Origin of the sequence: Micromonospora sp. NPDC005806 (assembly GCF_042871425.1) — a bacterium.
In the GTDB taxonomy this organism is placed as follows: Bacteria; Actinomycetota; Actinomycetes; order Mycobacteriales; family Micromonosporaceae; genus Micromonospora.
Genome location: NZ_JBIAIL010000006.1, coordinates 185,917 through 207,621 on the forward strand (window position 1 = coordinate 185,917; position 21,705 = coordinate 207,621).

The following is a 21,705-nucleotide window of genomic DNA, read 5'->3' on the forward strand; positions in this document are numbered from 1 at the left end:
GAGATCGACTTCGCCGCCAACCTCATGATCGACTGGAGACGCGGGGGCGGCGGGTCAGAAGCCGAGGGCCTGGGCGCGGCGTTTGACCTCGCGGGCCTGGTCGCCGGCGAGGGCGGCGGCCGGCGTGCCGGAGAGGGTGGGGTCCTCCTCGTAGAGCCAGCGCAGCGCCTCCTCGTCGTCGTACCCGGCGTCGGCGAGCAGGTTGAGCACGCCGGGTAGGTGCTTGGCCACGGTGCGGTTGGCCACCAGGTCGGCCGGCACCCGGCGCACGCCGTCGCGGCGGACCGCGATCAGCTCCCGGTCCCGGATCATCTGGTGCACCTTGCTGATCGACACGTCGAGGCGCTCGGCCACGTCCGGCAGGGTCAGCCAGCCGGCCGGGTCGGTGGGTCCGGGCAGGTCGGCGCCGGTGGCGGCCGCGTTGGCGGGTACGGAATCGGTCACCCGACCACCCTGCCACGCGCCCGGCACGCCCCGGCAGCGGCACCCCCGTCCGACGGGCGACCGGGGGCGGGCGTTGCGCGGCGACCCCGCCGGTTCGGAGCCCGGCTGTAGCATCCTGTTCAACCTTCACCCGACGGACACATAGACTCCCTGCCGATGGACACACAGGTCGCCGACACGTTGCTGGGCTCGCTGATCGACGGGCGCTACCGCATTCGCGGTCGCGTGGCCCGTGGCGGCATGGCGACCGTGTACACCGCCACCGATGAGCGCCTGGAGCGCACCGTGGCGGTCAAGATCATTCATCCGACCCAGGCGCCCGAGGCCCGGGCCCGCATGGCCGGCTTCGTGGCGCGGTTCACCGACGAGGCGAAGACCATCGCCCGGCTGACCCACCCCAACGTGGTGGCGGTCTACGACCAGGGCACCCACGCCGGCCTCCCCTACCTGGTGATGGAGTACGTCCGGGGCCGCACCCTGCGTGACGTGCTCACCGAGCGGCGCCGGCTCAACCCGGACGAGGCCCTCGCCATCGCCGAGCAGATGCTCGCCGCGATCGCCGCCGCCCACCGGGCCGGCCTGGTGCACCGCGACGTCAAGCCGGAGAACGTGCTGGTCGCCGAGGCACCCACCGGCGGCACCGCCAACCTGGTGGACAGCGTGGTCAAGGTGGCCGACTTCGGGCTGGCCCGCGCGGTCGAGGCGAGCGCCGAGGAGGAGAACGGCAACCAGCTGATGGCCACCGTGGCGTACGTCGCCCCGGAACTGGTCACCGAGGGCCGCGCCGACCCGCGCACCGACGTCTACTCGGCCGGCATCGTGCTGTTCGAGATGCTCACCGGCCGAGTGCCGTACGACGGCGACCGCCCGGTGGAGGTCGCCTGGCAGCACGTCGACCGGGACGTGCCTGCCCCGTCGACCCTGGTCCCGGGCCTGCCCAAGGTCCTCGACGACCTGGTCGGCCGGGCCACCCGGCGGGATCCGGGCGGCCGGCCCACCGACGCCGGCGCGCTGCTGGCCGAGGTGCAGGTGGCCCGGGACGATCTGGGCAACACGAACTCGCACACCGCGGTGCTGCGCCGGCTGGCCGACGAGACCGCACCGATGGCCCAGCCGACCATGGTGGTGGCGGCGGTCCAGCCGGCCCAGCGCCCCGCCTGGGCCCGGCTGCCCGAGGGCGGCGGCGCACAGCGCCCGCACCGGCGCCGGGCGGCCGACGAGGACGACGGCCTCGCTGCCCGGCTGGCCGAGCTGCGTACCCGGGTGATGGGCTCCCCCCGCGGCCGGCTGGCGGTCGCCGCGGCGGCCGTGGTGCTCGGCCTGGTGGCCGCGGTCGGCGGCTGGTGGTTCGGGGTGGGGCGGTACACGGTCGCCCCGCAGCTGGTCAGCCTGACCAAGGCCGAGGCGCAGGCGCAGGCCACCCGCGGCGGCTTCACCCTGCGCTACGCCGAGCCCCGCTACGACGAGAAGACGCCGAAGGACAGCGTGCTGGGGCAGAACCCGGCCTCCGCGGCCCGGATCCTCAAGGGCGGCACGATCACCCTGACCCTGTCGCTCGGTCCGGAGCAGCTGCCGGTGCCGGACGTGGTGGGCAAGGACTACGAGCTGGCCCAGGCCGAGCTGACCGCCGCCAAGCTGGTGGTGGCCAAGGGCTCCTCCCGGTACGACGACGAGCTGCCGGCCGGCGTCGTGCTGGCCACCAGCCCCAAGGTGGGCACGGTGGTCAAGCCGGGCACGAAGGTGACGGTCATCCTGAGCAAGGGCCGCGCCCCGGTCACCGTGCCGAACCTGGTGGGCAAGAACATCAACGAGGCCCGGGGCATCCTCGCCCAGCTCGGGCTGAAGCCGGTGGAGACGTACAAGGACTCGGACAAGCCGAGGGACGAGGTCCTCGGCCAGAGCCCGGCCGACGGTAGCGGCGTGGAGAAGGGCGCCGAGGTCAAGCTGGACATCAGCAAGGGGCCGGCGCAGGTGGTGGTCCCCCGGGTGGTCGACCTGCCCTGCCAGCAGGCCAAGCAGGTGCTGGAGAGCCAGGGCTTCCCGGCCAACATCCAGCTCAACCCCAACGGGGTGGCCCGCTTCCAGAACCCGGGCGAGAACACGCCGGTCCCGCCGGGCACCACCGTCACCGTGACGTGCCTGTGAGCGCGAGGAGTGAGCCGGGTTTGCGAGCCCCGCAGTCGCGAACGAAAGATGGCCCTGTGAGCGCGAGGAGCGAGCCGGTGAGCGGGCGGCGGCGGGTCGGCTCGCACACCCCCACCTCGGGCGGCCTGGCGAAGGCGGCGCTGCCGTACGTCGACGCGACCGCCTCCGAGGTGGTGCAGGTCTACGTCTCCAACTCGCGGGGCTGGGCCCTGCCGGCGGGCGATCCGGCGCAGGACGTCCTGTTCCGGGACGGCTGCGGTGAGCGGGAACTGCCGGTCTTCATCCACGCCTCGCTGCTGGTCAACCTCGGCTCACCCACCCCGGCCACGGTCGAGCGGTCGGCGCAGACCCTGGCGCACGCGCTGCGCCGGGGCCGGGCGATCGGCGCCGAAGGGGTGGTCTTCCACGCGGGCAGCGCGGTGGATGCGGGTCACGCCGAGACGGCGATGCGGCAGGTACGCGAGGCCCTGCTGCCGCTGCTGGACGAGATGGCGGCCGTCGGCGGGCCGATGCTGCTGGTCGAGCCGAGCGCCGGGGGCGGCCGCTCGCTCGCCTCGCGGGTGGAGCACCTGGGCCCCTACCTGGACGCGGTCGAGCGGCACCCGATGATGGGCGTCTGCTTCGACACCTGCCACGCCTGGGCCGCCGGGCACGATCTGGCCGCCGAGGGCGGGATGACGGCGACGCTGGACATCCTGGTCGCGACGGTCGGGGCGGACCGGTTAAAGCTGGTGCACGCGAACGACTCGAAGGACCTGTGTGGCTCGACCCGGGACCGGCACGAGAACATCGGCAAGGGCACCATCGGTGAGTCCGCGTTCGCCGAGCTGATGTGCCACCCCGCCACGGCGGGCGTCCCGGTCCTGGTGGAAACCCCCTCGGAGAAGCACGTCGGCCACGCTGCCGACATCGCTGCCCTCAAGCGTCTCCACTCCTGAGCCCTCGCGCCCTCCTTCCCACTCCCCGCCCATTCCGCCGGCGGATCACGCTCTTTCACGGAAAGAGTGGCTATTCCGCGCGGAATAGCCACTCTTTCCGTGAAACAGGCCGGTCATGGCCGCGGGCCGGGCGGGTCAGGCGCGGAGGATACGGGTGAGGGCCTGGGCGGCGCGGTCGACGGCGGCGTCGGTGACGTCCAGGTGGGTGACCAGGCGGGCGGTGCGCGGGCCGAGCACCGAGATCAGCACGCCCTCCGCCCGGGCGGCGGCCGCGAGGGCCTTGGCGTCGAGCGGGTGCTTGGTGAGGTCGAGCGGGACGATGTTGGTCCGCACCGGCGACGCGAGCACCCCGAACGGGGCGACCGCCTCGGCCAGCCGGGCCGCCTTGGCGTGGTCCTCGGCGAGCCGCTCGACGTGGTGGGCGAGGGCGTACCGGCCGGCGGCCGCGAGGATGCCGACCTGCCGCATGCCGCCGCCCATCCGCTTGCGGACGAACCGGGCCCGGGCGATCTTCTCCGCGCTGCCGAGGACGAGCGAGCCGACCGGCGCGCCGAGCCCCTTGGAGAGGCAGACCGACAGGGTGTCGAAGAGCGCGCCGTACTCGGCCAGCGGCACGCCGTCGGCGATGTGCGCGTGCCAGATCCGGGCGCCGTCGCAGTGCAGCGCCAGGTCGTGGTCGTCGGCGATCCGGCGCAGCTCACGCAGGGTGGCGAGGGGGATCACCCCGCCGCCGCCCCGGTTGTGGGTCTGCTCGACGGCGATCGCCCGGGTGGGCACCGCGAAGTAGCCGTCGGGCCGGATCATCCCGGCCACCACGTCCGGGTCGAGCTCCGCGCCGACCGCCGGCCAGGTCCGCGACGAGATTCCGCCGTACGCGGCCGCCGCGCCGATCTCGTACGTGACGACGTGCGCGTCGGCGTCGCAGAGCAGCTCGTCCCCGGGCGACACCAGCAGCTGGAGGGCGATCTGGTTGGCCATCGAGCCGCTCGGGGCGAACAGCGCCGCCTCGTGCCCGAAGAGCGCGGCGACCTCGGCCTCCAGCGCGGCGACGGTGGGGTCCTCGCCGTACACGTCGTCGCCGACCTCGGCGGCGGCCATGGCCTCCCGCATCCCGGCGGTCGGCCGGGTCACGGTGTCCGAACGAAGATCAACAAACTCAGCCACGCAGCATCTCCGCCACCAGGAAGGCCAGCTCCAGCGACTGCTGAGTGTTCAGTCGCGGGTCGCAGGCGGTTTCGTATCGGTCGGGCAGGTCGAGGTCCTCGATGCCCTGGGCGCCGCCGAGGCACTCGGTGACGTCCTCGCCGGTCAGCTCGACGTGCAGGCCGCCCGGGTGGGTCTCCAGGCCGCGGTGCACCTCGAAGTAGCCGAGCACCTCGTCGACGATCCGGTCGAAATGCCGGGTCTTGTAGCCGTTTGAGGACTCGTGGGTGTTGCCGTGCATCGGGTCGCACTGCCAGACCACCTTGGCGCCGGCCGCGGTGACCTTGGCGACGATCGGGGGCAGGGCGTCCCGGACCCGGTGGTTGCCCATCCGGCTGATCAGGGTGAGCCGGCCGGGGATGTTGTCCGGGTTGAGCTTCTCGCACAGCTCGATGGCCTCGTCCGGGGTGGTGGTCGGGCCGAGCTTCACGCCGATCGGGTTGGCGATCCGGGAGATGAAGTCGAGGTGCGCGCCGTCGATCTGCCGGGTCCGCTCCCCGATCCAGAGGAAGTGCCCGGAGAGGCCGTACGCCCGGTGGTCGGAGATCCGGGTGAGCGCCCGGTCGTACTCCAGGGCGAGGGCCTCGTGGGAGCAGTACAGGGTGACCGTGCGCAGCGCCTCGTCGTCGGTCATCCCGCAGGCTCGGATGAAGGCGATGGCCCGGTCGATCTCCCGGGCGATCGCCTCGTAGCGCTCGCCGGCCGGCGACTGCCTGACGAAGTCCTTGTTCCAGTCGTGCACCGCGTGCAGGTCGGCCAGACCGCCGGCCAGGTAGGCCCGGAGCATGTTCATCGCGGCGGCCGAGTTGGCGTACGCCCGGATCATGCGCTGCGGGTCGGCGACCCGCGCCTCCGGCGTGGCCTCCAACGAGTTGATCATGTCGCCGCGGTAGGCCGGCAGGCCGCGGGCGTCGGTCGGCAGCGACCGGGGCTTGGTGTACTGGCCGGCCACCCGGGCCACCTTCACCACCGGCAGGGACGCGCCGTAGGTCAGCACGATCGCCATCTGGAGCAGGGTGCGGGCGTTGGCCAGCAGGTGGCTCTCGGTGTTGTCGGCGAAGGTCTCCGCGCAGTCGCCGCCCTGGAGCAGGAACGCCTTGCCCTCGCAGACCAGGGCGAGCCGCTGCCGGAGCTGGTCGACCTCGTACGGCGCGACCACCGAGGGCACCGTGTCGAGCACCTTGCAGACCTCGGCGACCGTGACCGGGTCCGGCCAGGGCGGGGTCTGCGCGCGGGGAAGGTCCCGCCAGCGGTCCAGACCGAGGGCCGCGTCCTCGGCGGAGTCGACGGTCGGACGACTGGTCTGCAGGCTCGGGCTGCCCACCGCGGGGTGACTCAACTGATGCCACTCATGGCGCATGACAGAAAGCCTACGGCGACCGCCGGGGCGGCCCGCCGCCGAGGGGGACGGTTCCGGCTACTGGGAGACCAGCGCCACACCTCCGTGGAGCGCAGGTCAACCCGGGTGCCGGGTCACGGGGTGGTGGTCGGCTCCGGGGTGTTGCCGCCCGGCGCCTCGCCGGAGATGCACCAGTCGGCGCCACCGCGGGTGACGGTGAACAGCAGCGACCGGGTGGCCTTGCGGGAGCCGACGACGACGGTGATAGAGGTGCTGACCTCCTCGCCGTGCGGGCCGGACCGGACATCGGTGATGGTGGCCTGCGGCACGGTGAAGTGGTCGGCGAAGTCGCCGTTCGGGCCGGTGGCGGCGGCGTCGAAGCTGGCCTGCATGGGCGCGCAGAGCTGGCTGCGCCCCGCGTCGACGTCCTTGCCGGCGATCGCGTCGAGGTAGGCCTGCACCCGCTCCCGGCTCTTGGCGGCCGCCTCCTCCGCCGGCGCCCGCTGCGCCTCGGTGGCGGCGGCGCCGCCGGCGTCGTCCTTGGCGCCGAAGCCGCAGCCGGTCAGGGCGATCGGCAGGAGCGCGAGCAGGGCGACACCGGTCACCGCTCCCCGGTGCGTCTGGCCCATCGATCCCTCCCATCGGCGCGGCATCGAGACGTGCCGAACGGCGAGTGTGCCACATCGACGCGGTCGCGTGCCCACCCATCCTCGCCTCGACCGCCCCGCGCGGCCAGGCCGGCACGCGGTCACCCGGGCGGAAGGCCGGTCGCGGGTGGGACGCGGGCGGGGAGGGGCTGGTGCGGCCCCTCCCCGCCGGGTGGGTGGTGCGTCGGCGCTCGGTCAGCCGAGACCGCCCTTGATGGCGCCGATCAGCTCGCCGTTGCTGGTGTCACCGGAGAGCTCCCAGAAGAACGCGCCACCGAGACCCTGGTTCTTCGCGTACGTCATCTTGCCGCCGATGGTGGACGGGGTGTCGTAGCTCCACCAGTTCGCGCCGCACTTGGCGTAGGCCGTGCCGCCGACGGTGCCGGTGGCCGGGCAACTGTTCTTGAGCACCTTGTAGTCCTCGATGCCCTGCTCGTACGTGCCGGGCGCCGGGCCGGTGGCGGTGCCGCCGGGCGCGGTCTGGGTCACCCCGGTCCAGCCCCGGCCGTAGAAGCCGATGCCGAGCAGTAGCTTGTCGGCGGGGACCCCCTTGGACTTGAGCTTCTGGATCGCCGCGTCCGCCCAGAAGCCCTGCTGCGGAATCCCGGGGTACGAGTAGAGCGGCGAGTGCGGGGCGGTGGGGCCCTGGGCGTTGAAGGCGCCGAAGTAGTCGTACGTCATCGGCATCAGCCAGTTGAGGTTCGGCGCGGCGCCGGCGTAGTCGGTCGCGTCGATCTTGCCGCCGTTGCTGCCGTCGGCGGTGATCGCCGCGGTGACCAGGAAGCTGGCGCCGAACTTGCTCCGCAGGGCGCTGATCACGTTCTTGAAGGCGTTCGGGCCGCTGCCGTCGCACTGGAGACCGCAGGCGTTCGGGTACTCCCAGTCGATGTCGATGCCGTCGAAGACGTCGGCCCAGCGGGGGTCCTTGACCAGGGCGTAGCAGGAGTCGGCGAACGCGGCCGGGTTCTGCGCGGCCTGGGTGAAGCCGGCCGACCAGGTCCAGCCGCCGAAGGACCAGAGCACCTTGAGGTTGGGGTACATCCTCTTCAGCTTGCGGAGCTGGTTGAAGCTGCCGCGCAGCGGCTGGTCCCAGGTGTCGGCGACGCCGTCCACGCTGTCCGCCGCGGGGTACGCCTTGTCGTAGTCGGCGTAGCTGTCCCCGAGGCTGCACCGGCCGCCGCTGGTGTTGCCGAAGGCGTACAGGATGCGGGTGAGCTTGGCCGCGGACCCGCTGGTGTGGATGTTCTTCACGTGGTAATTGCGGGCGTAGACGCCCCACTCGGCGAAGTAGCCGACCACCTTCTTGCCACCGCTCGGCGGGGGCGTGGTGGGCGGGGTGGTCGTCGGCGGCGTCGTGGTGGGCGGGGTCGTGGTCGGCGGAGTGGTGGTGGGCGGCGTCGTCGTCGGCGGCGGGGTGCCCCCGCCCGAGCAGGAACCGCCGTTGACGGTGCAGTTCAGCGGCGCCTGGTAGGACCCGGTGCCGTTGTAGCCCCAGCTGAAGCTGGCTCCGGGGGCGAGCGGCCCCGCCCAGCTCTTCTTGACCGCGACGTAGTGGTTGCCGCTGCTGGTGACGTCGGCGTCCCAGAAGGTGCTGATGGTGGTGCCGGCCGGCAGGTCGAACTCGATGCGCCAGGTGTCCACACTGGCGCTGGTGCCGTTGGTGACGGTCACCTTCCCCTCGTGGCCGGTCCCCCAGTCCTGCACCTTGGTGAAGGTGGCGGTCACGCTGCCGGCCGCGGCGGCGGTCGCCAGCGGCATCGCCGCGGCCACCAGCGCGACCACGGCGCCGGTGGCCCACAGGGCCCGGCGGAGCGATCTCTTCATAGGGCGCCTCCCAAACAGTTAGGAAACTTTCCTTATTGAATGCAGAGACGCTACTCACGTCGTCATCACTTAGTCAAGATGTAGATGTATCGATCTATTGGGCCCGCGCCGGCTCGCGCCGACGGGCGCGTAGCCTCGGCCCATGAGCGTTTTCGACGTACCGATCGACGCCCTCGGCGGCGGCCCGGCCGACCTCGCGCGTTACCGGGGCCGCGCCCTGCTGGTGGTCAACGTGGCCTCGAAGTGCGGGCTCACCCCGCAGTACGCCGGCCTTCAGTCCCTCGCCGACGAGTACGCCGACCGGGGCCTGACCGTGCTCGGCGTGCCGTGCAACCAGTTCGCCGGCCAGGAGCCGGGCACGTCCGCCGAAATCGAGGAGTTCTGCCAGGTCAACTACGGCGTGACCTTCCCGCTCACCGAGAAGGTCGACGTCAACGGCCCCGACCGGCACCCGCTCTACGCCGAGCTGGTGTCCACCCCGGACGCCGAGGGGCACACCGGCGACATCCGGTGGAACTTCGAGAAGTTCCTGGTCGCACCGGACGGCACGGTCGCCGCCCGGTTCGCCCCGCAGGTGACCCCGGACTCCCCCGAGCTGCGCGCCGCGATCGAGAAGGTGCTGCCGCTCGGCTGACGCCAACCGGCGGGATGTGTAGAGAACCTTCCTTGACCGCGCATCGAGCTGTAGCTAAGTTTCAATGGCTCGGACTGGGAGGTCTCTATGAAGCGCAGAAGGTTCCTGACCAGCGCCGGTGCGGTCGCGGCGGGCGCGGTCGCCGCGGCGGCCCCGGGCACGGCGGGGCATGCGGTGCCCGGCATCCGTCGCGTGGCGACCGGCCTGGACGTGCTGGTCGATTCCGGATTCGCCGCACTCGCCGGTCAACGGGTGGGGGTGGTGTCCAATCCCACCGGTGTCGATTCGGCGTACCGCCACCTCGTCGACCTGATGCACGGCTCCGGCAGCGTCCAGGTCGTCGCGGCGTTCGGCCCCGAGCACGGATTCCGCGGCTCCGCCCAGGCCGGCGGCAGCGAGGGCACCGGGACGGACGCCCGCACCGGCATCACCGTCTACGACGCCTACGGCGCCAGCCAGGCCAAGTGGGAGAGCCTGTTCACGCAGGCCGACGTGGACACGGTCGTCTTCGACATCCAGGACGTCGGCGCCCGCTTCTACACCTACATCTGGACGATGTACACCTCGATGGTCGCGGCGGCCCGGGTCGGCAAGCGGTACGTCGTCCTCGACCGGCCCAACCCGGTCGGCGGACGGGCGTACGGACCGATGATGACGCCCGCCTACACGTCCGGGGTGGGGCTGAAGGAGATCGTCCAGCAGCACGGCATGACCGTCGGCGAGCTGGCCCGGCTCTTCAACGCGGAGTTCCTGCCCGCCGACGCCGGGCGGTCGGTCGAGCTGGACGTGGTGCAGTGCCGGAACTGGAAGCGTGAGCTGCTCGCCGCCGACACCGACCTGCCCTGGGTGATGCCCAGCCCCAACATGCCCACTCCCGACACCGCGCTGGTCTACCCCGGCACCTGCCTCTTCGAGGGCGTCGCCTCGATCACCGAAGGGCGGGGCACCTGTCGGCCGTTCGAGCTGATCGGCGGACTCGCCGGCGATTTCGACTACCACTGGGGGGACCGGCTCAACGCCCGGAACCTGCCGGGTGTCGAGTTCCGCGAGGCGTACTTCACCCCGACGTCGGCGGGCCAGAAGCCGGCACTGCTGAACAAGCTCTGCGCCGGTGTCGAGGTGAAGGTCGTCGACCGGGCCGCCTACGACCCCATCCGTACCGTGGTGGCGATGCTGGTGGAGGCACGCCGGTACCCGGCGTTCGCCTGGCGGGTGGACTCGTGGGACACCGCCCGGCCGTACTGGGTGGACAAGCTGACCGGATCGCCCCGGCTGCGCACGATGATCGACGCGGGAGCCGAGGTGGACGACGTGGTCGGCGCCTGGGCCGACGAGCTGGCGGCCTTCGAGCGGCGGCGGCGCCCCTACCTGCTCTACTGACCGCGGCCCTCCGCTCCGCCCGCCAGGCGGACGGAGCGGGGACCTGCCCCGGTCAGCCCGCGGCGGAGCGGAAGACCGGGTAGTAGCCGCCGGACTGCCCGGCGGCGGTCGGGTGGTACGAGATGGTGAGGTTGAGGTAGTTCAACGCGTGCAGCCACTTTTCCCCGTAGCTGCAGAGCTGGTGCCCGACGAAGATCGACCGGACGTCGGCGAACGTGAAGCCGGCCGAGGTGGCCGCCGTCCGGGTGATGTCGTCGACCAGGTTGATACCTTCGTTGATCTTCGCGCGGGAGGTCGCGCTGAGCCCGACGCAGATCGTGCCGAGCTGGTAGAAGACCGGGTAGCCGACGACCACCACCCGGGCCGACGGCGACCGGCTCTTGATGCCGTTGTAGACGTTGGCCAGCTTGCCCGGCAGCTCGGTGCGGGCCTTGTCCTCGGCGGCCTGCACGGCGGCCACGCACTGCGTCTCACCCTGGAGCACGCAGGTGGTCATGATGGTGGAGAAGCCGACGTCGTTGCCGCCGACCGTCACGCTGACCAGGGTGGTGGTCGAGGAGAGCGCGGAGAGCTGGCTGTTGATGACGCTGGCGGTGGTCGCGCCGGAGCAGGCCACCGAGCGGTACGAGGCCGGTTGGATGTTGGTGTTGTAGAGCGCGGGGTACGCGTTGGTGCTGCGCAGACAGGACCCGCTCTCGGAGGTGTAGCTGTCGGCGCCGACGCCCGAGGCGTACGAGTCGCCGAGCGCGACGTACCGGTCGGTGGCGGCGGCCTGGGCGGGGGTGGCCAGCGTCCACGTGACGCCGAGGGACGAGGCCAGCATCAGGGCGAGGGTGACAAGACGGGATCTCCGCACGGCGCACTCCTGGGGGTGGGAAGTGGTGGTGGGAGATAGATATCAATAGATCAGATGGCGACGGAAGATCAACGATTCGCGGCCGGCGCCGATAGACCCTTATAGATACATATCATTGCGATGCGGTGACGCCACCGTGAAGATCTCCGCGGCAGCCCGTCCGCCCCGATCGATCGGCGACGGCCAGTCGAATAACCGACCTGCATGGTCGGGAATACCGGCGACCACCGGCCGGTTGGCACCGGACATGACGACTGTGGGACTGATCGGCAGCGGCAACATCGGCGGCACACTGGCCCGGCTGGCGGTGGCCGCCGGCCACGACGTGGTACTCAGCAACTCACGCGGTCCGGAGACGCTCAAGGAGCTGGTCGACGAACTCGGCCCGCGGGCCCGCGCCGCCACCGTCGCCGACGCGGCGGCGGCCGGTGACCTGGTGGTGGTCACCATCCCGTTGCGCGCCTACCGCGACGTGCCGGCCGGACCGCTCGCCACGAAGGTGGTCATCGACACCAACAACTACTACCCGGAGCGGGACGGCCGCTTCCCGGAGCTCGACGACGAGTCGACCACCACCAGCGAACTGGTCCAGCGGCACCTGCCGGAATCGCGGGTGGTCAAGGGCTTCAACAACATCTACTTCAAGCACCTGCTCGCCCTGGCCCGGCCGGCCGGCGCGGCGGACCGCTCCGCCCTGCCGATCGCGGGCGACGACGCGGACGCCAAGCGCATCGTCACCACGTTCCTCGACTCGCTCGGCTACGACGCGGTCGACGTCGGTCCGCTCGCCGAGGGGTGGCGGTTCCAGCGCGACACCACCGCGTACGCCGCGCTCTACTCGGCCGACCCGGCCGACTGGGAGCGGCCGGCCCCGGTGGACGCGGAGAAGCTGCGCGCCGCCCTGTCCGCCGCCCGCCGCTACGCCGACAGCTGACGATTCCGGTACGCCGGGGAGGTGGCCCGCGCGGTCGCCTCCCCGGCGGTCAGACCTCTTCGGTGTGAACTCTCGGCAAGCGGGTCGGACCGGGCTTGATGCGAGGTCAAACGGCCTGCTGAGGCGCTTTTCGGCTCGGTTCGGCTGGCACGGTTGCTGTACTTCGTTGCTGTACTGCTGGCATGGCCTGGTCGGCCGCCCTGGTCCAGCCGAGGAAGCGGCGGTGCAACACGCCGGCGGGCGTCCAGGGCATGTCCGCGGTGGCCTGGACGAGGTAGGAGCCGAGGTAGAGGGCCAGCGACACCGGCGCATCGGCGTACTCGGCACGCAGCTCCCGCTTCCGCGTCGGGCAGGGCCAGGGCAGGTCGCAGCCTCCGCAGCTCCAGATCGGCATCACCGGGCCGTGGGCGGTCACCGCACACCCTCCAGGAACCGGGCGGTGATCGTCCGGGCCTGCCGGCTGGTCGCCCAATCCACCTGCCAGCACGGGTACGGCGCCAGCCGCGACCACCAGGCGCGGCAGCCGGCGCACATGCCATCGAGCCCACGGACGTGAACCGCGAGGATGGCCCGCTCCTGCCCGTCGTTCACTGCTCCCCCTCCCCCGGCCAGTGGCCACGATTGATCGGAATCCGATGCCGGGCGCGACACGGCAACTCGGCTCCGCACCGGCAGACCCGCCGCCACCGCCGCCAGCACCAGACCGGCCGATGCCGCCGCGCAAGGGTCATCGCGACCGCCAGGACGTACTCGTCGTACGAGACTCGCCGTCGATTGCCGTCAACTCCCTCATCGGGGGTTGATGGCTGAAGCTGGCCAGCGTTCCGGCGGGCGCGGCCAGCATCTGCGGTCCAACCAGCTGCGTCTCTCCGTCTGGTCACCACGCCTCCCGCCGACGCCTTGGGCGGAGCCGTGGGCACCCGGCCATTCTGTTCTGAGACGGAGCGCCCACGGCAGGACACCCGGCCGCCAAGCTGGGTAGCCCCACAAGCAACTTAGGACGCAATGTGCGCAGGGTCAACAGCTATGACACATAGCGTTGTTAGCCGGGCCTGCGGTGTGATCTGCTTGCACCAGCCGCCAAGCTGGGAGCACCACCGATGTCTGAAGCCGCATACCTACAGGTCGCCAGGGATATCCGCGAGCAGATCAGCTCCGGCCAGTTGAAGCCGGGCGACAAGCTGCCGTCCTTCGCTGCCCTGTGCGAGCACTACGAGGTCAGCAACACTGTCATCCGCGCCTCCATGCTCCTACTCAAAGCCGAAGGGCTGATCGACGGCCGGCAAGGCAAGGGCGTGTACGTCGCGAATCCACTCCCCCGGTAGAACCAGAGTTCCGATCTAGTCGACCAACCGACCGTCCGCTCGCTGCCGCCGCCTCACGGGGTCGACCTGGACCAGGTGAAGGAGTTGAGCGGGTGCTCGTCGAAATCGATGGCCGCGAGGTACGGACTGAAGGCGACCTTCATCGGCTCCTAGACCGCGCTCTCGACTTCGGGCCCTACTACGGTTCGAACCTGGATGCCCTGTGGGACCGGCTGAGCAGGGATGTTGCCCGCCCGGTCAGGGTGGTCTGGACGCACTGGCGGGTCAGCAAGAGGAACCTTGGAGCTCAGAAGTTCGAGAAGATCTACAACCTCCTGCGCGCCGTCGAAGCCGAGGACCAGGAGTTAGGCCACGACGAGCGGTTTGAGTTCGAGCTGCGGTGAACGCTTCGGTGTGAACGCGGGTGCGGGGCACCGACGGCTGTCGCCGGCTGCCAGAGACCATCAAACCGTGCACGTTGATCGGGCTCCAACCACGTTCGGTGTTAGCGGTTGCCGTCGCGTTCGCTGCGTCTCTGCTGCTCCCGCGCGCTCATGCCACCCCCCACGAGCACTGCGGCGAGGTCGCTACGCTTCTCCGGTGACCAATGGAGCCGGCGTCGCGTTGGGTGTCGAGGCCGCTCGCCGGTTAGCACAGCTGGACCTGGTGGACATCCAACCGGGGCTCACCGACCCCGAGTTCGTCAGCATCGAACGACGGTTCGGCTTCGAGTTCGCCGACGACCATCGCGCCTTCCTCGCGGCCGCGCTGCCAGCCCGGACACGTGGCTACGATGACCACCCCGACAAGGCAAGTTGGGGCTGGCCGAACTGGCGCCAGCTCGACTCCACCACCCTGCAACAGCAAGTTGACTGGCCGCTCGCAACCGCGCTCGACGACATCCCGCACGGCGAGTGGCCACCCGGGTGGGGCAGGCGCCCTCACGGCCTTGTCCGGCGCATAGCCAAGGCGAAGCGCCTTCTCGCCAGCGTTCCCCGGATGGTTCCCGTGTACGCCCACCGCTACCTACCGGCCGGCCGCGGCTCATTCGGGCATCCCGTGCTGTCCATCCACAGACTGACCGACACCATCGTGTATGGCCATGACCTCGCCCAGTACATCGACCAGGAGTTCCGGGAGCCCAAGGTGACCGTGGCCTTCTGGCGTGACTACGTGTGAAAGCGAAGACCGACGCCCGGCCGCTTGACCCCCAGGCAACCAACGCCGGACGCTGACCTGCGGCTCCGAAGCCGCTGAGCTGCCAGGACGATCCCCCAGTGTCCGCGACAGTCCGCTGGCGTCCGCCCCGATCGTCAACCAAATAGTCACCCAGCTGCCGTGGAGAGACCTCAACATCGGGCACGCAACGGGCGCGGACCCGGTTATCGGGCACTCGCCTCATGGGCCGGCCGCCGGTGGCCGGGTCGTCACCTTTGGTCGAGGCCGCCGCCCACCTGATCGAGCATCCTCGAAACCGAGTCCCCGCTGTGCATAACACGATAATTTCCCGATATGGGCATCACCGGGGGGATCGTGCTTCTTTCTGATCGTCGTGATTGTGGCGTTCATCGCGTTTTGGGTAGTGCGTTACGGGCGCGGCCCGAAGCAAGCGACGCCGGCAAACGAGGTGGGCGACGAGTTACCACCGCCACCACCGGACGATCCAAAGCCGCCGCAGCACCCGCGCGGCCGTCGCTGACGCGGCGACCGACCGGTCCTGGCGCACCAGGTCAGGAAGACGCGCAGGTCGGAGTCGGTGTGCAGCCAACGAAGCGGGCGGCTGTCGGGCGCGGTCACAGCAGGTCCGGGTTGAAGTGCTGGGAGTGGGAGTAGAACAGGTGGTAGCAGTGGTGGAAGCTCCTCCTCGTCGGCCGGCGGTTTCCTTCCGGCTTATCTGCTCGGGCCTTGCCTCTCTCGCCCCTTCACGTCCTGGTCCTCATCAACCACAGACGCTCGTTTCCTGGTGTCGGCGTACGGATCAACGTGCACAGCCAGGTACGGCTGAACGTGCACGGCGTCGTGCAGATGGCGGAGGCACGTCCGAGCCTTCAACCGCCCGCGAGCCGGCCAGCGGATTCAGCGAGACCCACAGGAACGGGCGGGCGGCCATCGTGACGTTCCGTTACCAGCGAGCCGGCATCGACCGTGTGGCGCATCCGCTTCTGGCCGAGAAGAGTGCGTCTACAGTCGGTACCTGGTCGATGATCGGAGTGCCGGTTCGCATGACAGACCGACTGGCGGCAGTAGCCGAACTCTGGGAGGCGCACACGCAGGCCCCGTCTCCTGGCCGACTGAGAAGTGTTGACGTGGCCGGCGTCAGCATGGTGCTGCTCGATTCCAATGTGGCCGGCTGCGTCAGTACCTGGCTGCATCGAGGCGGAAACATCGATGACGGGCGGTGGGACATCCTTGCGGCATGCGAGCAGGAACTCCTCCGTGTCATCCCGGAGTTGGACGACGATGAGGCCGCGTACTACCAGCGACTGTTGGACATGACGGTATTGGTCCTCAAAGCGCCGGACGACTCATCGCCCAACTGAGCGGTGTTCACTCACTTGCCGCAGACGGCGCCTTGCGGAGCGTGACCGCCGGCGCCCCGAGGGACGTCCGGACGTGCCGAGAAGCGTGCATCCCACCTCAAGGCGTTGCCACCGTTCCGTTCCGGTACCCCTGAGCGTCACTCTTCAGCGTTCAGCGACGGACGGGCCGACTGTGCCGAGCGGTATGCGCGTGCGACCGTGGACGAAGTGGCGGCCAGTTGCGGACGGGACGGCAACCAGACGGTCTGAATGCCGAGTTGCTCGTTCATCGCAGCGAGCTGGTACTCGTGACGAAGGTCCGCGGCAGTACGTAGGCCGCGGACGATGACTGTGGCGCCGCGGCGCAGGCAGTAGGCGGTGGTCAGGCCGGTCCAGGTGTCCACCTCGACATTGCCCCAGGCTGCCGGCATGGCGTCGCGCACGCGTACGGCCCTGGCCGTGGCCTCGGCAGTTGGTCGCTTGTCGGCGTTCACCGCCAGCAACACGATGATCCGGTCGAACACCACCCGGGCACGGGCCACCAGGTCGCGGTGCCCCGGGGTAAACGGATCGAACGTACCGGGATAGACCGCCAACGAACCGTGTACCGGCACCACTCCACGATCCGACGTAGCCGTCACCGCGACTCCAACCACATACGCTAGGCCACCGATCGACGGCGGTCAGATCGGGCGACGGCCGGCGAAGCCGCACTCCGCGCGGTGGTACCAGCGCACGTCGTCGTCCCCCTCCAGCCAGCACCAGAGCACCGCGCGGCCGTCCCGCTCGCCGGGGAAGTCCAGCAGCACCGGGGCGATCCCCTTGACCTGGATGTCGTGCTGGTGGAGGTCCTCCAGCACCGCGTGCAGCCGCGCCTCGAGGGCCTTCACCTCGGCCCGGCCGCCGAGCGCGCTGACGCCGTGGTCGGCCAGGTCGGCCCGGAGCTCGGCCAGGTCGGCCCGGAGCCGGATCAGCTCGTCGACGCGCGGGCGCAGGGTGGCGACCAGGTGTCGCGCCTGGGCGAGGGTGAACACCGCGCCAGTATGCGGCACGCGGGGGAACGTGGCAGCCGGCCCGTCGACGGACCGCCTCAGTCGGCCTGGGCGGCCAGCTCGCGGGCCCGGTCCCGGGCGGCCTCCAGCGCCGCCAGCAGGGCCGCACGTACGCCGTGGTTCTCCAGCTCGCGGATGGCGGAGATGGTGGTGCCGGCCGGCGAGGTGACCGCCTCGCGGAGCTTGACCGGGTGCTCGCCGGAGTCGCGCAGCATCACCGCGGAGCCGATTGCGGTCTGCACGATCAGCTCGTGGGCCACCTGCCGGGGCAGGCCGAGCAGGATGCCCGCGTCGATCATGGCCTCGACCAGCAGGTAGAAGTAGGCCGGACCGGAGCCGGAGAGGGCGGTCACCGCGTCCTGCTGGGACTCGGGCACCCGGACGGTGGCGCCCAGCGGTTTGAACATCTCCTCGGCCAGGGCCAGGTGCGCGCCGGTGGCGTGCGCGCCGGCGGAGATCGCGCTCATCGCCTCGTCGACCAGCGCCGGGGTGTTGGTCATCACCCGGACCACCGGGGTGCCCTCGGGCAGCCGACGGTTGAAGAAGCTGGTGGGCAGGCCGGCGCAGAGCGAGATGACCAGCTTGTCGGCCGGCACCTTGGGGCCGATCTCGTCCAGCAGCGCGGCCGCGTCCTGCGGCTTGACCGAGATGGCGAGCACCTCCGCCTCGTCCACCGCGACCAGGTTGTCCACCACCCGTACGCCGTACCGGGCGGTCAGCTCCTCGGCGCGGCTGCGCCGCCGGGCGGTGGCGAGCAGCCGCTCCACCGGCCAGCCCGAGCGGAGCAGCCCGGAGAGCATCAGCTCGCCGATCTTGCCCGCGCCGATCACCGCGACCGTGTGCACCTCGGGTGCCATGACGCCGTACCCCTCTCGCCTCGCGGCGGGGCGCGGCGGACCCACCCGGGCCCGCCGCGCCACCGGCCGTCGATCAGCTGCCGAAGAAGACCTCGGCCTCGGCGTACCGCTCCAGCGGCACGGTCTTCAGCTCCCGGGTGGCCTCGGCGAGCGGCACCCGGACGATGTCCGTGCTCTGCATCGCGACCATCTTGCCCCAGTCGCCCTCGTGCGCCGCGTCGATCGCGTGCAGGCCGAGCCGGGTGGCGAGCACCCGGTCGAAGGCGGTCGGGGTGCCGCCGCGCTGGATGTGGCCGAGCACCACGGTGCGGGCCTCCTTGCCGGTCTTCGCCTCCAGCTGCTCGGCGAGCCACTGGCCGATGCCGCCGAGGCGCACGTGGCCGAACGCGTCGAGCTCCTGGTTGTGCAGGACCATCTGGCCCTCGAGCGGCTGGGCGCCCTCGGCGACCACGACGATGGGGGCGTACTGGTGCTGGAAGCGCTTCTCGACGTAGCCGGCGACCTGGTCGACGTCGAAGTGCCGCTCGGGCAGCAGGATCACGTTGGCGCCACCGGCCAGGCCGGCGTGCAGGGCGATCCAGCCGGCGTGCCGGCCCATCACCTCGACGACCAGGGTGCGGTGGTGGCTCTCCGCGGTGGTGTGCAGCCGGTCGATCGCCTCCATGGCGATGTTGACCGCGGTGTCGAAGCCGAAGGTGTAGTCGGTGGCGCCCAGGTCGTTGTCGATGGTCTTCGGCACGCCGATGACGTGGACGCCCAGCTCGTGCAGCTTGGTGGCGACGCCGAGGGTGTCCTCGCCGCCGATCGCGATCAGCGCGTCCACGCCCTGCGCGGCCAGGTTGTCCTTGATCCGCTCGACGCCGTTCTCGATCTTGAACGGGTTGGTCCGGGACGAGCCGAGGATGGTGCCGCCGCGCGGCAGGATGCCGCGGACCTCCGCGATCCCCAGCGGCTTGGACAGGCCCTCCAGCGGGCCCTTCCAGCCGTCCTGGAAGCCGACGAACTCGTGACCGTAAGTGGCGACGCCCTTGCGGACCACCGCCCGAATCACCGCGTTGAGACCTGGGCAGTCGCCGCCGCCGGTGAGCACGCCGATACGCATGATCTGCTCATCCTCCTGGAGCATCAGGTGAAGCCCGGATAAGCCCCAGGATATGTGTCAGATCAGACCATCGGCGCCGTTGCCGGCCCGGGGCGGGCCGTCAGTGCGCACTGTAGTCGGCAGAGGTGTCCGCCGACACCGCGCCCCGGCCTCTCCCGACCGCCGGACCGGCTACCCGTCAGTAGCTGACCTGGCGGTTCTCCCCCGCTTCCCAGTACTCGGCCGAGCCGGCGTGCACCTTGATCAGAGTAAGCCCCGGGCTGTCCGGCCCGTCCGGGAACCAGGTCGTCAGCCGCGGGTGCCACAGCCGCTCGGCCCGCTCCCGGTCCCACCCCTCCTGCGCGGTGCCGGCCATCGACACCCAGGCGTGCTGGCGCTGACCGGAGAAGCCGACGTTGATCTGCGGGTTCACCCGGATCTGCCGGATCTTGGCGGAGTCCGCCCAGGTGAAGAACCAGAGGTCGCCGTCGAAATCCGCCGCCACGAGCGCCATCGGCCGGGTGACCAGGCGCCCGTCCACGGCGGTGGTGGTCAGCAAGCAGATGGACGCGTCCCGGATCAGTTCGGTGACCCGGCGGCGGGCCTCCTGGACGGTGGTGGGCTCGTGGCGCATGGGGGGACTCCTCGGCTCGGCTCCGATGCCCCCACCCGTGCCCGGGACAGAACCGGCAAAACCTACCGGGGCTCACCGACCGGTCATCGCCCGCCAGCGCGCCAGGTTGTGCCGGGCGTCGACGAGCGCGTCGTGCCGGTCCGCCTCGGCGTCGGGCAGCCTCGGCCGGCCCCGGTCGTCCCAGAGTTGGCGCAGCTCCTTGGTGAACCGGGGGATCTCCCGGGGCAGGGCGGGCATCGCCCCCCACAGCTGGGCCAGCACCACGTGGTCGTACGCGGCGTACCAGGCCCAGAGCTCCAGTTGCTCGCCCGGCCGGTCCCGGACCGGCTCCATCAGGAACGCGTAGAGGTCGTCGCGGATCCGCTCCCGCGACCGCCAGGCCCGGTCGGCCGGCGAGGGAAGCTTGTCGAGCACGTTGCGGCGCACCCAGGGCACGGCCCTGGAGTCGTCGAACTCGGTGGAGACCGCGTAGAACTCGCGGCCGTACTCGTCGACGACGCCGATCGACACCAGGTCGACGAGCCGGCCGTCCTCGATGAACTCACAGTCGTAGAAGTAGCGGTAGACCATCCCCGCCATCCTCGCCCACCGCCGCCGACCGCCCGTCGCCGGGGCGTCCGCCGAGGTGGGGGGACGCTGCCACAGCGCAGCTCGGGCAAGTCACGGAAGTGCTCACAGGGGTGTACAGCAAGCGACCGGAGCGTCATGATCTGATGTGTACCGGACGCCGAACCGGTTCAGATGCCGCGTACCGGGATGGGTTCCCCGGTGAGCGAGTTGTGGTCCTTGACCGGGGAGGGGTTGGGCCGTGGAGGTTCGCCTGCCGGAGCCGGGTGACGCGCTCACGGGCGTGGACATGTTCGCCGGGCTCGAGCCGGAGGTGCGGCAGCGGGTCATCGCCGCGGCCGTGCCGCGTACGTACCGCAAGGGTCAGCTGCTCTTCGTCGAGAACGACCCCGGCGAGTCGCTGATCGTGCTGCGTCGGGGTGCGGTGGTCGTGTTCCGCACCGCGCCGACCGGCGAGCGGGCCGTGCTGTCGGTGATCCGACCGCCGGACGTGCTGGGCGAGGTCTCCCTGCTGGACGCGTCGACCCGGTCGCTGTCGGCCGAGGCGATCGAGGACTGCACCGCGCTGGCGCTGTCCCGCCCGGCCTTCATGGAGCTGGTGCACTCCAACCCGCGCATCCTCGACGCGGTGATGCGGTCGCTCGGCGGGCTGATCCGCCGGCTGACCGAGCAGAACGCCGACCACGTCTTCCTCGACCTGCCCGGCCGGGTGGCCAAGACGCTGGTCCGGCTGGCCGGCGAGAGCCACGCCCCGATGATCACTATCGAGCTCAACCAGAGCCAGCTCGCCGAGATGGCCGGCGGCTCGCGGCAGAGCGTCAACCAGGCGATCGGCTCCTTCGCCAGCCGGGGCTGGCTACGCACCGAAGGCCGCCGCATCGTGGTGACCGACGTCGCCGCGCTGCGCCGCCGTGCCGGGATGAACGACCGCTGAACGAGCGACGCGGCCGTGGCGTCAGGCGCCACGGCCGCGTCGTCGGTCTCAGCCGCGCGGTGTCACGGGGTGGTGCTGGTCGGCCCCGCCCAGTTGGTGGTGGCGCCGGTCGGGCCGGCCCAGTCGGTGCCGTCCTTGCCGCCGCCGAACCCCTCGCTGACGATGCCCTCGGCCTGGAGCACGGCCAGGGTCGCCGCGTCCACGTCGACGGACTCGCCCGCCGAGTGCGCGGTCCCGTCCGCGTCGGTCCAGTCGCTCTCCAGCTTCACGTACACCATGGTGTGTCCCCCTTGATCGCGGTCGTCGTCGCGGCATGAATGTAGTCCCCGGACCGCCCCGCCGACTGCCCGGACGAGTGTCCACAAGCCAACAGCCCGGTACCTGACAGTCCCGCCAGCCGTGATACTCACCGT

Annotated in this window: 24 protein-coding genes and 1 pseudogene; 10 read left to right on the top strand and 15 right to left on the bottom strand. The window is 71.0% G+C overall.

Features of this window, described 5'->3' with window-relative positions; translation table 11 throughout:
• Nucleotides 1-54 precede the first annotated feature (54 nt).
• The gene (locus ACFYOS_RS09860; RefSeq protein ID WP_387137791.1) at nucleotides 55-444 is read right to left on the bottom strand and encodes an Rv2175c family DNA-binding protein; all 390 of its coding nucleotides are present in this window, start codon (nucleotides 442-444) and stop codon (nucleotides 55-57) included.
• A 156-nt stretch (nucleotides 445-600) separates the two neighbouring features.
• On the opposite strand from ACFYOS_RS09860, the gene pknB reads away from it, so the two are divergent.
• Together pknB and ACFYOS_RS09870 are read left to right on the top strand one after the other, a co-directional pair.
• On the top strand, nucleotides 601-2,589 hold the full coding sequence (gene pknB / locus ACFYOS_RS09865) for a Stk1 family PASTA domain-containing Ser/Thr kinase (protein ID WP_387137794.1): 1,989 nt from the start codon (nucleotides 601-603) through the stop codon (nucleotides 2,587-2,589).
• Between the two features lie 56 nt (nucleotides 2,590-2,645).
• Nucleotides 2,646-3,527, top strand: coding sequence for a deoxyribonuclease IV (locus ACFYOS_RS09870; RefSeq protein WP_387137796.1), 882 nt, complete (start codon nucleotides 2,646-2,648; stop codon nucleotides 3,525-3,527).
• Between the two features lie 135 nt (nucleotides 3,528-3,662).
• On the opposite strand, the gene ACFYOS_RS09875 is transcribed toward ACFYOS_RS09870, so the two are convergent.
• From ACFYOS_RS09875 to ACFYOS_RS09890, 4 genes are all read right to left on the bottom strand, one after another.
• Nucleotides 3,663-4,691: a threonine aldolase family protein gene (locus ACFYOS_RS09875; RefSeq protein ID WP_387137799.1), complete on the bottom strand. Its 1,029-nt coding sequence runs from the start codon at nucleotides 4,689-4,691 to the stop codon at nucleotides 3,663-3,665.
• Nucleotides 4,684-6,090, bottom strand: coding sequence for a class II 3-deoxy-7-phosphoheptulonate synthase (locus ACFYOS_RS09880; protein WP_387137801.1), 1,407 nt, complete (start codon nucleotides 6,088-6,090; stop codon nucleotides 4,684-4,686). Before ACFYOS_RS09880 ends, ACFYOS_RS09875 begins: the two co-directional genes overlap by 8 nt.
• A gap of 113 nt (nucleotides 6,091-6,203) precedes the next feature.
• Complete coding sequence (locus tag ACFYOS_RS09885) at nucleotides 6,204-6,698, bottom strand: hypothetical protein (RefSeq protein WP_387137804.1); 495 nt, start codon at nucleotides 6,696-6,698, stop codon at nucleotides 6,204-6,206.
• 213 nt (nucleotides 6,699-6,911) lie between these two features.
• Nucleotides 6,912-8,540 (bottom strand): glycosyl hydrolase family 18 protein, encoded by a 1,629-nt coding sequence (locus ACFYOS_RS09890; protein WP_387137807.1) that lies wholly within the window; start codon nucleotides 8,538-8,540, stop codon nucleotides 6,912-6,914.
• A gap of 142 nt (nucleotides 8,541-8,682) precedes the next feature.
• Between ACFYOS_RS09890 and ACFYOS_RS09895 the strand changes: the two genes are divergently transcribed.
• Complete coding sequence (locus ACFYOS_RS09895; protein WP_387137810.1) at nucleotides 8,683-9,174, top strand: glutathione peroxidase; 492 nt, start codon at nucleotides 8,683-8,685, stop codon at nucleotides 9,172-9,174.
• An 87-nt stretch (nucleotides 9,175-9,261) separates the two neighbouring features.
• A complete protein-coding gene (locus ACFYOS_RS09900; protein WP_387137814.1) occupies nucleotides 9,262-10,554 on the top strand; it encodes an exo-beta-N-acetylmuramidase NamZ domain-containing protein in 1,293 nt (430 codons plus the stop codon).
• 52 nt (nucleotides 10,555-10,606) lie between these two features.
• Here the strand turns inward: ACFYOS_RS09900 and ACFYOS_RS09905 are convergent, their stop codons facing one another.
• Entirely contained in the window at nucleotides 10,607-11,410 is an 804-nt protein-coding gene (locus tag ACFYOS_RS09905; RefSeq protein WP_387137817.1) for an SGNH/GDSL hydrolase family protein, read from the bottom strand.
• 247 nt (nucleotides 11,411-11,657) lie between these two features.
• Here ACFYOS_RS09905 and ACFYOS_RS09910 point away from each other — a divergent pair, with 247 nt between their 5' ends.
• On the top strand, nucleotides 11,658-12,344 hold the full coding sequence (locus tag ACFYOS_RS09910) for an NADPH-dependent F420 reductase (protein ID WP_387137818.1): 687 nt from the start codon (nucleotides 11,658-11,660) through the stop codon (nucleotides 12,342-12,344).
• A 106-nt stretch (nucleotides 12,345-12,450) separates the two neighbouring features.
• Here the strand turns inward: ACFYOS_RS09910 and ACFYOS_RS09915 are convergent, their stop codons facing one another.
• Nucleotides 12,451-12,759 (bottom strand): hypothetical protein, encoded by a 309-nt coding sequence (locus ACFYOS_RS09915; protein WP_387137821.1) that lies wholly within the window; start codon nucleotides 12,757-12,759, stop codon nucleotides 12,451-12,453.
• A pseudogene (locus ACFYOS_RS09920) lies at nucleotides 12,756-13,112 on the bottom strand (hypothetical protein); the annotation flags it as partial. The pseudogene ACFYOS_RS09920 and the gene ACFYOS_RS09915, both read right to left, overlap by 4 nt.
• 332 nt (nucleotides 13,113-13,444) lie before the next feature.
• Here ACFYOS_RS09920 and ACFYOS_RS09925 point away from each other — a divergent pair.
• The 4 genes from ACFYOS_RS09925 (at nucleotide 13,445) to ACFYOS_RS09940 (ending at nucleotide 16,188) form a co-directional block, all read left to right on the top strand.
• A complete protein-coding gene (locus ACFYOS_RS09925; protein ID WP_387137823.1) occupies nucleotides 13,445-13,669 on the top strand; it encodes a winged helix-turn-helix domain-containing protein in 225 nt (74 codons plus the stop codon).
• A 92-nt stretch (nucleotides 13,670-13,761) separates the two neighbouring features.
• Nucleotides 13,762-14,052 carry a barstar family protein gene (locus ACFYOS_RS09930; RefSeq protein WP_387137825.1) on the top strand — a complete coding sequence of 97 codons (291 nt, stop codon included), beginning with the start codon at nucleotides 13,762-13,764 and terminating at the stop codon, nucleotides 14,050-14,052.
• Between the two features lie 196 nt (nucleotides 14,053-14,248).
• Nucleotides 14,249-14,827, top strand: coding sequence for a hypothetical protein (locus ACFYOS_RS09935; RefSeq protein ID WP_387137828.1), 579 nt, complete (start codon nucleotides 14,249-14,251; stop codon nucleotides 14,825-14,827).
• Between the two features lie 932 nt (nucleotides 14,828-15,759).
• Nucleotides 15,760-16,188 carry a hypothetical protein gene (locus tag ACFYOS_RS09940; RefSeq protein ID WP_387137831.1) on the top strand — a complete coding sequence of 143 codons (429 nt, stop codon included), beginning with the start codon at nucleotides 15,760-15,762 and terminating at the stop codon, nucleotides 16,186-16,188.
• Nucleotides 16,189-16,325: 137 nt separating this feature from the next.
• Here the strand turns inward: ACFYOS_RS09940 and coaD are convergent, their stop codons facing one another.
• The 6 genes from coaD to ACFYOS_RS09970 form a co-directional block, all read right to left on the bottom strand.
• Nucleotides 16,326-16,784 (bottom strand): pantetheine-phosphate adenylyltransferase, encoded by a 459-nt coding sequence (gene coaD, locus ACFYOS_RS09945; protein ID WP_387137834.1) that lies wholly within the window; start codon nucleotides 16,782-16,784, stop codon nucleotides 16,326-16,328.
• Nucleotides 16,785-16,850: 66 nt separating this feature from the next.
• Nucleotides 16,851-17,201, bottom strand: coding sequence for a DUF2203 domain-containing protein (locus tag ACFYOS_RS09950; protein WP_387137941.1), 351 nt, complete (start codon nucleotides 17,199-17,201; stop codon nucleotides 16,851-16,853).
• A 56-nt stretch (nucleotides 17,202-17,257) separates the two neighbouring features.
• Nucleotides 17,258-18,076: a pyrroline-5-carboxylate reductase gene (gene proC / locus ACFYOS_RS09955; RefSeq protein ID WP_387137837.1), complete on the bottom strand. Its 819-nt coding sequence runs from the start codon at nucleotides 18,074-18,076 to the stop codon at nucleotides 17,258-17,260.
• A gap of 73 nt (nucleotides 18,077-18,149) precedes the next feature.
• Nucleotides 18,150-19,178 (bottom strand): 6-phosphofructokinase, encoded by a 1,029-nt coding sequence (locus tag ACFYOS_RS09960; RefSeq protein ID WP_387137944.1) that lies wholly within the window; start codon nucleotides 19,176-19,178, stop codon nucleotides 18,150-18,152.
• 178 nt (nucleotides 19,179-19,356) lie between these two features.
• On the bottom strand, nucleotides 19,357-19,791 hold the full coding sequence (locus ACFYOS_RS09965) for a pyridoxamine 5'-phosphate oxidase family protein (protein WP_387137840.1): 435 nt from the start codon (nucleotides 19,789-19,791) through the stop codon (nucleotides 19,357-19,359).
• A gap of 72 nt (nucleotides 19,792-19,863) precedes the next feature.
• Nucleotides 19,864-20,361 carry a polyadenylate-specific 3'-exoribonuclease AS gene (locus ACFYOS_RS09970; protein ID WP_387137947.1) on the bottom strand — a complete coding sequence of 166 codons (498 nt, stop codon included), beginning with the start codon at nucleotides 20,359-20,361 and terminating at the stop codon, nucleotides 19,864-19,866.
• 238 nt (nucleotides 20,362-20,599) lie between these two features.
• On the opposite strand from ACFYOS_RS09970, the gene ACFYOS_RS09975 reads away from it, so the two are divergent.
• Nucleotides 20,600-21,292 (top strand): Crp/Fnr family transcriptional regulator, encoded by a 693-nt coding sequence (locus tag ACFYOS_RS09975; protein ID WP_387137843.1) that lies wholly within the window; start codon nucleotides 20,600-20,602, stop codon nucleotides 21,290-21,292.
• A gap of 62 nt (nucleotides 21,293-21,354) precedes the next feature.
• Here ACFYOS_RS09975 and ACFYOS_RS09980 read toward each other — a convergent pair whose 3' ends face one another.
• Nucleotides 21,355-21,570: a hypothetical protein gene (locus ACFYOS_RS09980; protein WP_387137846.1), complete on the bottom strand. Its 216-nt coding sequence runs from the start codon at nucleotides 21,568-21,570 to the stop codon at nucleotides 21,355-21,357.
• Between the last annotated feature and the right edge of the window lie 135 nt (nucleotides 21,571-21,705).